Raw genomic sequence first — 12,117 nt, 5'->3', positions numbered from 1 at the left:
TCCCACCACCGGCCGCGCTCGGGGAAGATCAGCCGCGACCAGCCCGTCACGGCCACCGAGACGCGCCCCTGATACCAGTTCTTCGCGACGTTCCGCATCCGAACGAGCTCACCTTCTTCGACCATTTTCGCGTTGCTCCTGACCCAGGACGTAAATTTCGTCGTTCCAGTTTCGTCCTCGATGAGCCCGACTTGCTGAATCGATGGGTGAGCAGGCTCCCACAGCGTTTTCACACGACCCTGAATACTCACCTCGCGCCGCTGCACGTCTTTGAGACTGGCGATGGGGACGATGGTACCAGGCCGGTCACGCTCGGCTTCACTCACGGCAATGATTGCGCTCAGGACGCTCCCACCGTCTGCGACGCGCTCTGCCAACTGCCTGGCGATGGCTGCCCTAGAACTGCCGTGTTCGATGCGACTGTGAATCTTCGCCGCCTTCTCGTTCACCTTCCCCAGCTCTTCGCGACTGAGCTTCTCTCTCGGGTCGGGTTGGGGCTCCCAGACGCCCTCCAGCGTCGCTGCCTGCGCTTCTACGTCGGTTCGACACTCCGCCTCACGAGTCGACTCCTGTGACCGATCCAACCGTTCTCGCGTTCGCCCTATCTCCAGCTCGCGCGCCACCATCCGTTCCTCTGCTTCGAGAGTCATCGCTTCCGGGTTCACGTCGGGGTGATTGCAGTCCACCTTCGCTTGGATCTCCAGTTCCACAGTCGCCTCGAGCGTCGGCGTCTCCTCAACCACGTACGCATCCGTGGGGTCTCTGTATCGTTCTGGAACCGAACCTTCTTCACTGAGCTTGTTGCTATTATACATTGGTAGTTCTGATCCGAATTACCGCAGAAGGCGCTCACTCGGCGTCTTTTCCCGACCACCACGACTCTCCAGCCCTGGCTCTCGTCGACGACCAACTCATCCATCGCGCGCTCTCGCTTGCGCCTTCGCTCGCGTCCCCTGGGGCGCGAGCGAGAGCGCGCCAGAAGAGAACAAGTTACCAGAACCGCGCGCCGACCCGCCCGTAGCGAGCGTCCAGCGGGATAAGCCCGCTCTCGGTCCGGCCCGAACTGCGGGACCGTGTTCAGGGCGACTGTCGGTGCGCTCGCCGAGGCGGGGCGGTCGTGACTCGGCGAGCGCTCCGGCACCAAGCGCTGGAACGCGAAAGCCCGCGAGGGGCGCAACCGACGGGCTTACCCGCTGGCGCCGAAGGCACATGAGCGACCGCAGGGAGCGAGCCTGGCCCGGAACGGCGAGCTTGCTCGCCGCATGCCCGGAATGGTCGGTCGCGAGCGATGCGGAGGGCGGCAGCGGCGAGCGGGGCGTGCCGTCGACGAAGAGCGGGCAAACGCTGGACTCCGATGTCGGGACTTGTCGTTCGCGTTCGAGCTGGTATACTGGAAGCGACGGTGTTCGAGCAGTCACTTGGGCGGGATTGAAAGGGGCCGTGCGCTCGCCAGTCGAGACGACGTAAGCACCGCAGGAACGAGGAGCGCAGCGAGACACAGACGGTGAGCGTGCGGGGGCTTTCGAGGTGTTCTACTTCCGGCCTGAATCAAGATACAGTGACAGACCGAGAGTGCGAGTATGGTAGGCCGGATTGTCACTGGTTTGTGGGAGAAAGCATCTTCCCGATGAGAACGTACCCGACACCCAGCGGGAGAAGTGACACGCGATAGGGACAGATATACGCACATCGTCCCGTGTCGAATGAGGCACTCACTGCGGGACCGAACATCGACCAGTCGAAGAACACGTGAAGACGTTCGACACCGCTGCATCCAACGCCAAGACACGCTTGAGGGAACGGCACCACCGCCAATCCGAGAAAAACCATACTCCCCACTGCGTACAGGGGCTGACGGTACCACGATGCGAACACGAGGCCGCCAACAACGAGGCCGAGAAGCGCTAACGGAAGTGGGAAAATCAGTTCTCGACCCAGGATACCCTTCCTCGCAACGCTGGGCATCACAGAGATGTACGCGTAAGCGACAATCAATAGCGTGAGTGTGCTCCAGACGGCCAGCACACGCAACCTCAGATAACCCTGAATCCTCGACCGGAATGTTGCCGAAATATCTCTGGAGGGCATCGTGCCTGATTTCGCACGCTTCTGCCAAATAGACACCCTGCACTGACAGACCCAGCCCTCTACATCGGTCACGTCGATACTATCAAAACTCGAGTGATTGGGTCGGTCGATGGGGGCAGGATTCCTTCCATCGCCAGCAGGTGGAGCCATCTGTTCCCGTCCGTTCGTGTTGTTGGCGGGGTCGCACCGCTAAAAGTAAGCTATGTTAACCAACAGAATCAGAACCCGTCGCCAATGTTGGTTAAAGAAACGAAGGATAGTCACGGCGAAGTTGCCCCACCGGCTTCACGCTGAAGGTATCGAATACGTCCACTGTCTCCCCATCCGGCGGAATCGTACTCTGTGGATTCGACCGGGTAAGCCTGTCCACCAGTTCTTCCCGCAGTTCTTGGCGGCTGATAGTCGTCTCGTACCAGCCGGCCCGTTTGTCATAGCACCGTTTTTCGAACGTCTCTCCGGTCTCGTCTGCGATGAACTGTGTCCGATTGTTTCCCCAGAGACGCGACGCTACGTACTCTGCACCAACGTCTTCGTGGGTGAGTTCGACGAGGACGCACTCAACGAAGGTGACGATGGACATGTTGTTTCGCTCGTTCGGTACCGAAATAGAGAGCTGCGCCCAGGGGCGAGGTGTTTCGTCTGTTTGGTCTGGTGTGCTGTCGGTGCCACGGTTCAGCCGCCGCTGTCGATTGGTTTGCATGGTCATTCTCGGGGAATCTCAGGGTCCCCGTCACCCCTGACGGGGCGAAAAAATCTCAGCGGCGCATTCACAGACTTCTACAGTACAGCCAGCGTCACTCTCCGTCTCGACCGAGTAGCTTCTTCGTTCGAGAGAGCAGAGAGTCGGCCTGCGTCTTCTGCTGTACATCGGTGTTGGAACCAGTTTCTGTACGCTCCCCAGGAATTGTCTCACTGTCACGGGATTCGAGTTCTGCCTGTAGCCGCTCCACCTGGGTTTCGAGCGATTCAATCCGCTCGTCCTTCTCTTCGAGCGTTGCTTCGAGCGCTGCCACACGATCGGCCAGCAGCTGGTTCTTCTCGGATAGGTACGCGTTCTCCTTGCCCGTATCCACGGTGTCCGTCGCAGCTGGCGGCTCGGTAGTCTCAACCGATCTTCCACTCTTGCCTGGGTCGTAGTACTCCGACGTCCGCGAGATCGCACGCTCGACGGTTTTCTCGCCGTACGTCGACCCGTCGGCGTAGTGGACTTCGTCCCATTTCTCACGGAGCAGCCCGGACTGGCGGAACAACTGGTCCATCTGCGTTCGGTCGCCGCCGGTCCAGAACGCCAGTAGACAACACAGCGCCATGTCGGCTTCCGACTGGCTGTCGTAGCCCAGGATGTTCCCGTTCCAGAGCCGCTCGAATTTTTCGCCGTTCGAGGCATTCTTCGCCTTTCGGAGTAGCTCGTTGTCGTCGAGGTCAACGGCGGGTGTGGCTGTAGTGTCCGTGCTGTCCTCTGTAGTAGCGTCCTGTCCGGTTTCTTGGTCCGGTTCGTCTTCCTGGAGGTATTCGCGATGAATCGCCACGAGGGCGTCCTGACGACGTGCTACCTGTGCAGGCGTTTCGTCGACGTGGTCCCCGGTCACGGTGAAGAAGCGAGCCTTGTCGTACAGTTCCACGCTCCCCCGACGGTTCCGCCCGTCGGGAAGCGTGCCTTTGATGAGCACGTGGTAGCCCGTCCCCGAAGGCGAAACCTCAGTGAATGAGTCCAGCCGATCGATGATGTCCCGTGCGTCTTCCTCTGCTCGACCTGTTTCTGGGTCACGGCACTTGTCCAGGTCGATCCCGACGAACTCGTCCTCCTCGGTGAACACGAACCCAATCCCATCCGCCCGCCCCTTCTGCACGAACGCGAGTGCCGTTCTGAAGTCCGCCCACGTTTCGGCGTCCGTCGACGACGCGAACGACCCCGTCCCCGGCGTGACCGGAATCTTTGTCAACCTCCCATCGCGCCGTTCCTCCTTCCAGCATACCCACTGCGCTTCCTGCCGAAGCACGGTCGGAATCGCACTCGCATTGACAATCGAGTCTCCACTCATATAGTCTCACCTGACATGACTTTCGCCTCTGTAGAGTCGCGACAAACTGCCCTGTTTCGCGCAGCCCAATCCATAACCTGGGTCCCAACGGGGACCCCCCATCCAATATTAGTTGGTTTTTGCGTTAACAGCCCCTCGGGACAAGCAGTACAACCCGTGAATGGACGCTGTAACGCATTTAACGCAAAATCCTCGACTGCACCGTCTGTTAATGCATTCAGTCGAATGCTGTAACAGGACGATGTCTTGCGTTTTTCCAAATCCCCCCGGTGCGAATTGACCGTGGTCTGTTCCGGTCGCTGGAAATGCTGTACACTGGTTTGAGCACGCCCAAAATGGGGAAATTCGCTATTCATCACTGACCTCCGTTCGACGAAGTGTGAGTCCTTCGTAGCACCGTACCTGTAATCCGTCTTGTCTCATAGTTGTCGGTTCGAAATCGACGTGTTTCTTCAAACGTCGACCGAACCAACCCTTCGAATCTGGCTCCAGATTATGCGACTCCGCCCACTCCTCGTACAGCTCGTACACCACTGGAGAAGTGACTGATTCGTCTTCGGCTTCAACGAGATATTCCGAAGCGAACCGCCCGGTTGCAGCATCCGCGTCGTCCTTCCAATCCTCGTCTGCAGATGGGAGCGCTGGGGTACTTTGAGCCTCCTCCTGTTCAGCCATCTCGAAGCTATCTTCGCGCTGACCGACGACGAACGACGTATCCAGGAGTGTCCGGAGCGGCTCCGTCGCCCCGGAATCGCAGACCACTGGTTCACCCTCCTCAGGAAGGATTACGATGCCGTACGCGTCGTTCCCGAACTCGGGATTCGGAAGTTCCTCAGCAGGGATGAACGGCGCGTTGATGCGGGCCCAGTCAGCTTCAAAATCTGCTTTCGACCCATAGGTATGTGTCTCGCCTGGTTCATGAACGAGGTACTCGGCCTTGGCGTGGTCATAGCTATATATCGCCGGCACTCGGTCTTTCGTTACCGCATCGAAGGAGTCTACCCGGAGATGCTCCGTCCCAGTCCCATCACGGAGGTGGATTGAACCCTCGTCCTGAACCCAGACACTACGATTCGTGTCGTTGCTCTCGGTCCTCGGACGAACAGCTGTCACGCCGCCTTCTTCTGTTGCACCACCGTTGAACGTGAGAGTCGAATCAGTCGTGTAGAACTGGATGCTGCCATCGTCGAGTTCACGTACGGGAGGATTGAGAATCCCGTCAACGCGCTTGGCCCAGTCCGTCTTCTCACTCCCAGGTCGGACAACGAACAGCGGCACTTCCTCTGCTTCCTGTGCCTTCCGGAAGTTCGTGAGAACCTTCACCGGGTATTCGGGCGTCGTCGTTTCGACCTCGATGGCGAACGTCTCTTCCAGGTCGGGATGAGTCGCCCGTGCATCGGGTTTCTCGCTCCCGTCCTGCGAGAGAATCGTGACGGTGAACCCAAGCGAGGTGAGCTCCTCCTCGATCTCCAGCAGGGCGGCGTCGTGGTCACTCCCACCGGCTGCTCGGACATCCCCTGTGTCGGGTTCTGCAATCTCTTCGCCTGCCTCCGTGAGTCGAATCACGATCTCGTCGGCGTCGATGTCCACGGTGGTCTCCAAAAACCTCGACCGCTGTCGAATAGTGGTCAGTTCGTCGTACGACGGCACATCTGCGTCGACGTCCTCGAACAACTGCCGAAGGTCGCCGTCGACCGTTTCGACCGACACCCACCCGTTCTCTTCGCGAACGCTCTCCCGAAGCTGAACACTCCGAACAATCTTAGCGATGGCAACATCCAGTTCGTCGGTATCGACGTCGAGAACCTCGTGCAGTTCTTCGGGTGTCTGCGTCGTGGGTGCTGCATCTTCGGCGACACCGTACTCGTCGACAGCCCGGTCGTGAATCTTTGTGAGTGTTTCAGTGAACAGTTCTTCCTCACGCTCGGTGAGCGGGGAGTCACTCTCGGGGTGACCCGCAGGGATCGGGAGCGGGTCAAGGCTGAATGGATACGGCCCAGTTTCACCGAAGGTCGGACTCGGTAGGCTGGCAATCCATTCACCACGAGGGAGCGACCGGATCCGATTCGAGAACTCTTCCGGACTCATCTCCTCGTGAGCCATCGCCCGGGCGAGTTCTCTGTCGACGTTGATTTTCCCGACGAGGAGTGACCCGATGTTGTTCAGCGTGTTCAGGTACATCTTCCGTCCACCTGCGGCCTCCATCTGTTCGGGGAACTGCATCGACAATCCAACGGAGAGCTTGAAGCTGCGCCCGCGTTCGAGCATATTGTTCATGATATCTGAAACCACGACCGATGCTGCCTCGTCGATGACCAGGTTCACGACGTAGTCGTCAGGGTACATCGCGAGGTCTAGACTTTGCTCTTGAATCGCGTCCTCAAGGTTGGTGAGGACGAGCCCTGTCATGAGGCGAGCGGCCTCGTCACGGAGGTCGCCAAGGTCGAACAGGACGACCTTATTCTCGGCGAGGAGGTCACGAAAGTCGAAGTTGTTCTCGGTGTTGTTGAAGATCGGCCGCAGGCGGTCGTCCAGGGAGATAGGGTCGAGTCGATTCGAAACCCCGTTCATCAGCGTCGTGAACGACTGCTGGTCTTGCTGGAGTTGGCGGCGAATCGTCCGGGTGACCGCCTCATTGCTCGACTTCGGGGCTTCACTGAGGTCGACCTGTGGCGGGCCAGCCTGCCTGAGTTGGTCGATGACCTGGTGGAGGTGCCTGAACTCGAAGTAGTCCGCCGACTCCCGGTAGTGGCCGTGCTCGCGGCCGTGTTCTTCGTCAAACATCAGCTTGACGAGCATCTTGATGAGCGTGGGTGCGACCTTCGCGCTGTCGTAGGCGTCGGCACCCATCGCGAGGCGGAGGATCTCCTCGGTGTGGTCGGCCTTGCGCTGGACGGCATCGGTCCGATTTCGTCCGTTCGCTAGCGAAGGTTCGAGGTCGAAGAACGAGAACCCGGGGAGCATATCCGGTATCCGGAAGTGGATAACGTTCTCCCTGAGAGCAGTCATGCCGAAGCGCCGGGCGTACGCCCGCATGAAGTTCTCCGCCATCCCGTCGCCCTTGCGGTCGACCAAGAAAACCGGTCCTTCCGTGTTGGCGACGAGCGACAGCATGTCGTTGTTCATCGCGACTGACTTGCCTGCCCCAGTTGACCCTGCCCGGAGGTAGTGCGTTGGCAAAATCCCCGGGGGAACCCTCGTCGGAACGTCTTCTGGCTGGCTATTCTCGTCGAGAGCATACCCAATCGACATCCCGTCACGGAGTTCCTGCATGATGTCCTGGTTGGGCCGTGGCAGTGGATTTCGGCTCTGCTGTTCGGCACGGGTCCCTCTCGCGCCTTCGATGCTGAGCTGCTCTGCCGGTGGGACGAGAAGGAAGTTCGCGAGTTCGTCGCCATTCAACACGAGGTCGGGTCGCGTCTTCCCCGTGTCCATGACGAGCTCTCGGTCCAGAAGTCGCTTCAGCTCCTTTCGGGAATTCCTCTGTTTGGTCTTCTGTCGCCATCCGGCGTCTCGGAGCCGCTTTCCAACGAGGCTGTAGTAGGGGCCATCGACCGGACCGAAGGTAGACCGGAGCGCATTGATTCGGGAATCCAACAGCCTCGAATCGTGGTCGTCGGCTGGAACAGCGACCGCCCGGAGGTTCACGCTGAACGTCCGGCTCGGGGTTTTGTCTTCGATGCGGCTGACTCGTTTTTTCGCACTGGCTGTCATCAGCCGTTCGGGGTCGTCGGTGGAGTCCTGGTAGAAGGTCAGGCCGTCACCGAGCCACTTCTGGAACCAGGTGTCCATCCCCTGTTCGAGGGAAGTCGTCCGATTGTCCGCTGCCTTGGTCCAGTCATCACGGCGCTCGAAGACGGCCTGGAATGCGATCGGGTGTTCGGTGTCATTCAGGTGGTCGATGAGCGTCGCCAGCGGTGCGTCTGTGACCTTCCCACTGTCTTCGTCACCCGAGGCCTCTGAGAAAGGAGTGAGCGTCGTCATCCAGTCCTCTTCCCTGTCGGCCCTGCCAAACCATCGGACACCCATCGGCTGGACTGTATCGAGAGCTGGCCGGGCCAGAACCGTCCCATCGGCGGTCAACGTCGGTCGCTCTATCGCAGTCAGTGGCCCATACTCGGGACACGACTCTGGGGGGTCAACCCGAATCTCCGTGTCATCCACGTCGACCCAGGTATTCTGCTCTCCAGCGGCCACGCCACCGTCTGTAATGGATGCCTCCTCGCCGGTGTCTCCGACGGACGTCTCGTCGACAGTGGAAGCCATCTCCGCTGTCCGTTGCTCCCCAATATCGAACTCGTACAGCAGGTCGTCATTCTCGACTGCCGTTGCGAACTCATCACGGCTGTACTCGGTTGGCGGAATCAGTTTGGTCGCCGGGTCGATCTCGACCGGCTCGATGTCGAACGGTGACGGGTAGATAGATCGGAGCCGAGCTTCGAGCGTGTCGAGGTGCTCGTCGGCACCGTAGTAGAACTCGACTGGTTCGTCCGGTCCTTCGCTGATGATGAGGAACTCAAAACTCGGCGGCAGGACTGAATAGAACGGGTTGAGCTTATGCAGCAGCCCCGGTGACTCACTCGACCGCAGGTTGTGGAGACTCGCAACTGCTTCCGGAATCCCGGTGGCCGTGAGTTCTCCTGAGGTCGGAGTGACACGGAGGTATTCACGCATCGTCGCTCACCGTCATCGATCCGCCGTCAGTTTCAGCGGAAACAGTGGTGTCTCCGCTCTCCGTCGAGTCCTGGACGAACTCGTCTTGGAACGTTTCGACCTCCCCCTCATCGCTATCTCGGTCAGCGCCGGGCAAGGCCTCAGAGGTTTCCTCGCTTGGATCGAAGTCGATGACTGCCTTCTCCTTGGGCATCGCCGTGACCTTGATGCCACGCCACTCGCCGTCGACGCCAACCAGTGCCTCCGAGAACCCTGATTTTTCGCTCCCGAGGACAGCGTCCTGAACGTAGCGCATCTGGGCGTAGTTCATCCCGAACTCGTTCGCCCACTCCTTGTCCATCCCATCCAGGTGGTGGAACTGCTTGACCGCACACTGGTCGATGATTGCCTCGGATTCGGTGTGCTGGAAGAACTCGTCGACGGTCTGCGTGACCAGCCGAATCGAGAGGTCGTGGTGGCGGTGATGCCGGAACACGGTTTCGAGGAACGAGAGGCTCGCTGCGTTCTGCATGATGTAGCGAGCCTCGTCAATGACGAACACGACCTCCTTGTCTGTCTCCTTCGCGCGCTCGTACACCAGCGAGATGAGCAACTGCATCGTCAGCGCGGTGCTGCTGTCGACGCTGCCCTCCTGCTGGGCGAGGTCCAGATAGATGACCTTCTCGTCCCGTATGTTGAACTCTGATTCCCTGCCCAAGTTGGCATACCGACCTTCCGCCTCGAAGGGGCGGAGCTGGTCGAGGAGCCACGTCGCGTCGTTCCGGATCTTCAGTGCCTCCTCATTGGAGCGGACGACGAACTCCTCAGGTGTTGAAATCATCTCCTCGAAGACGTCCATCATGTCCCGAATCGTCGGGCTGGGATTGCCGTGGGTCGTGATGTCGTCGAAAATGCCCTTCTGCTTATACGCGTGACGCAGTCCGAGTTCGAGCGTGGTTCGCCGGTCTTTGAGTTCGATACCGCGGAGCGAAAAGAAGTTCGCAAGGAAGCTCATCGAGTCGTCGAGCTTCTCGTTGAACGGACTGGCGTCGTCACCCATCGCACGCTGGACGTGTTCTGGGGTTTCACGAATCTCCAGCGGGTTCAACCCGCGTGTCCCACCGACCGTGATCCGCTTAGCACCGAGTGCCTCTGAGACGCCAGCCCAGTTGTTCAGCGGTTCGAGAATGATGCCGATGCGGTCCTTGCTCTGCTCGATTGAGCGGATGAAGTTCTGTTTCGACCCGAACGACTTCCCTGAGCCGGTGTCGCCGACGGTGAACATGGCGTAGCCGTTCTCACGGGCGAAGGGGTCGATGACGACCGGACTCTGGTTGTCCTTGTGGATGCCGAACTCCACGCCGCCTTCCTCAAGGATTGTCGCGTTATGTGGCGAGGCGAGCAATGCTCCAATGGCCCCGCCGAGGGCGATGGACTCGCGCTCGAAGACGTTCGTGCCAATCGGAGCGGCAGATTGCAGGGCGAGGTCCTGACGACAGATGGCGGTCTTCGGCGTGAGATTCGCCGGATCGTCACGCAGCGCGCTCTTGATCTTCCGAACCGACTCCGTGAGGGCCTCCTTGTCGTCTGCCCGGACCGTGATGAACATCCCAAGGCCGAACACCCGTGCGCCATCCTCGACGACGGTGTAGGTCTCTGCGGCTTCACTGGCGCGCGCCTGCAGGTAGGCGCTCCGCACGCTCTGTTCGAGGTCGGCGTCGACCTGGAGATCATCCGCGAGTTCCTGTAGTTCCGCTCGTGCCCGGTCCTGATTCTTCGGTGTGAGATGGGCCGTCAGGTCAAACTGGACGTCGGTCAGTTCGAAGAGGTCGCTCAGGAAGCCATCACTCGGGTAGTCTGGATAGTCTGCAATGTAGAGCGTTCTCGTCCACTGCTCGCCCACATGGGCGGCGCGAGTCTCCCACTCGATTGCTGCCGGGGCAATCACCGACTTGTGGGACTCTGCGATGTCGTCGAGGATCTGCCCCTCAGTAGCGCCTGCTGCCAGCGTCTCCTCATCGAGTACATCCGAGAATTCTACCTCCGCTACTTCGTCTTCGTCGTCATTGAATCGGTTCGATAGCGTTCTCCCAACGACTCCGAGGATGGTGACTCCAAGCAGATAGAGAAGAGCGCCTTCGAGACTCGTGGGATTCAGTAGCCACTCGGCAAGCTGGTCGACCGGTGTCTCACTGGTCTGGAGGACGAGGCTATTCATCGCGACCCTCCTCCCGAGAAGATTGACCGATGAGTGGCTGATCACGGACGACTGCCGCTGCATCGTCGTAGTCGTGTTCTTCGCCGTTCCAGAAGTCCATCGTCAACACGAACAGTTCGACCGTACTGAGCCGCCGTGCGGACCACCCTGGGGCTTTCTGCACGAACTCCGATCGGATGTCCCCCAGACGGTCGTCGAGCTTCTCGAACATCTTCGCGCGCTTCTCGACCTCCGTGAAATCCTCGCGGCGTGTGACGAACGGGTTGAACAGGAACCCGAGAACGGGGAACTTCGTCAGTTTCTCAGCCGGCGTGGCCTCATCTTGATGACGGTTGTAGACTTCGAGCGGGCTGACCTCCACACCGAGGTAGTACCGGAGTTGTTGCGTCCCCCGGTCGCGCATCTCTCTCGGGCGAGTCTCGCGATACTCTTCGAGGAGTTCACGGAAGACTGGGTTCTGTGTAACGTCTTCGTCGGTGAGTCGGTCTTCGATGTTCTCGACGATTCGGTCGACCGGGAACGAGCGGGTGGTTGCGTGGAATTTGAGTTTCGCGTCGAGTTCCTTGTTGGCGAAGTCGGCACCAGCCTCCTGGAGCTGTGCCCAGTCTGTGGACATGGCGAAGTCCATGTTGCCGGGCCTGAGTTCGATGAAAGCCTCCATCGCTCCGTCACTGCGCTGGATGGCTCCAGCGCCGGGCCACGCCCGCTCGACGTGCGTGAGGTCCTGCGTTCGTTCGTCCGGCTTGAATGGCGTGTAGTTCGCGAGCCCGCCTTCGTTGCGGGCGAGTGGGCTGTCGACGCTCTCCTCCGCTGCTGGCGCACTGAGCGTCGTCCGTGGTCGCTTCAGGTATCGGTAGACATCCGAGAGCCACGTCCAGGCGTTCAGGTGACTCGGCGTGACGTAAATCACGGCCGCGCCGAAGCCAAGGCCGGTGGCGACGAGTGGAAGTGCGAGTGATTCGATTCCGAGAAAGCCTGCAGCGAACAGGCCCAGTATCGGGAACGCGATAAGGACACCCACGTCGCCTTCCTCGATGTTGAGGTAGGGAATGTGGCTCTCCTCACCGAATTCGTCCATGATACGTCGTTCAGGTTTGTCTGTCTCTGTCGACATGT

General features: G+C 59.8%; 7 protein-coding genes. All 7 read right to left on the bottom strand.

All coding sequences use genetic code 11. The annotated features are described in order from the left end of the window. Nucleotides 1-815 (bottom strand): DNA-binding protein (locus NOV86_RS22710; protein ID WP_267644157.1); only part of this gene is annotated, 815 nt, incomplete at its 3' end. A 781-nt stretch (nt 816-1,596) separates the two neighbouring features. Further along, nucleotides 1,597-2,088: a hypothetical protein gene (locus NOV86_RS22705; protein WP_267644156.1), complete on the bottom strand. Its 492-nt coding sequence runs from the start codon at nt 2,086-2,088 to the stop codon at nt 1,597-1,599. A 241-nt stretch (nt 2,089-2,329) separates the two neighbouring features. After that, nucleotides 2,330-2,668, bottom strand: a complete 339-nt coding sequence (locus NOV86_RS22700; RefSeq protein WP_267644155.1) for a DUF8030 family protein — start codon at nt 2,666-2,668, stop codon at nt 2,330-2,332. 214 nt (nt 2,669-2,882) lie between these two features. Then, nucleotides 2,883-4,130: a phage NrS-1 polymerase family protein gene (locus NOV86_RS22695; RefSeq protein WP_267644154.1), complete on the bottom strand. Its 1,248-nt coding sequence runs from the start codon at nt 4,128-4,130 to the stop codon at nt 2,883-2,885. A 348-nt stretch (nt 4,131-4,478) separates the two neighbouring features. Next, the gene (locus NOV86_RS22690; protein ID WP_267644153.1) at nt 4,479-8,804 is read right to left on the bottom strand and encodes a primase-like DNA-binding domain-containing protein; all 4,326 of its coding nucleotides are present in this window, start codon (nt 8,802-8,804) and stop codon (nt 4,479-4,481) included. After that, a complete protein-coding gene (locus NOV86_RS22685; protein ID WP_267644152.1) occupies nt 8,797-11,001 on the bottom strand; it encodes a VirB4 family type IV secretion system protein in 2,205 nt (734 codons plus the stop codon). Before NOV86_RS22685 ends, NOV86_RS22690 begins: the two co-directional genes overlap by 8 nt. Further along, nucleotides 10,994-12,115 carry a TraC-like domain-containing protein gene (locus NOV86_RS22680; RefSeq protein ID WP_368408818.1) on the bottom strand — a complete coding sequence of 374 codons (1,122 nt, stop codon included), beginning with the start codon at nt 12,113-12,115 and terminating at the stop codon, nt 10,994-10,996. The genes NOV86_RS22685 and NOV86_RS22680 overlap by 8 nt, the downstream gene beginning before the upstream one ends. Between the last annotated feature and the right edge of the window lie 2 nt (nt 12,116-12,117).

Source organism: Haloarchaeobius amylolyticus, assembly GCF_026616195.1.
Taxonomy (GTDB): Archaea; Halobacteriota; Halobacteria; order Halobacteriales; family Natrialbaceae; genus Haloarchaeobius; species Haloarchaeobius amylolyticus.
Note: the sequence above shows the minus strand (reverse complement) of the source record. Positions and strands in the feature narration are given on the sequence as shown.

Bases quoted from the DNA above. Each gene is read 5' to 3' on its own strand.
- NOV86_RS22690 (WP_267644153.1), bottom strand. From the start codon at position 8,804: ATGCGTGAATACCTCCGTGTCACTCCGACCTCAGGAGAACTCACGGCC.
- NOV86_RS22685 (WP_267644152.1), bottom strand. From the start codon at position 11,001: ATGAATAGCCTCGTCCTCCAGACCAGTGAGACACCGGTCGACCAGCTT.
- NOV86_RS22695 (WP_267644154.1), bottom strand. From the start codon at position 4,130: ATGAGTGGAGACTCGATTGTCAATGCGAGTGCGATTCCGACCGTGCTT.
- NOV86_RS22705 (WP_267644156.1), bottom strand. From the start codon at position 2,088: ATGCCCTCCAGAGATATTTCGGCAACATTCCGGTCGAGGATTCAGGGT.
- NOV86_RS22680 (WP_368408818.1), bottom strand. From the start codon at position 12,115: ATGTCGACAGAGACAGACAAACCTGAACGACGTATCATGGACGAATTC.
- NOV86_RS22700 (WP_267644155.1), bottom strand. From the start codon at position 2,668: ATGTCCATCGTCACCTTCGTTGAGTGCGTCCTCGTCGAACTCACCCAC.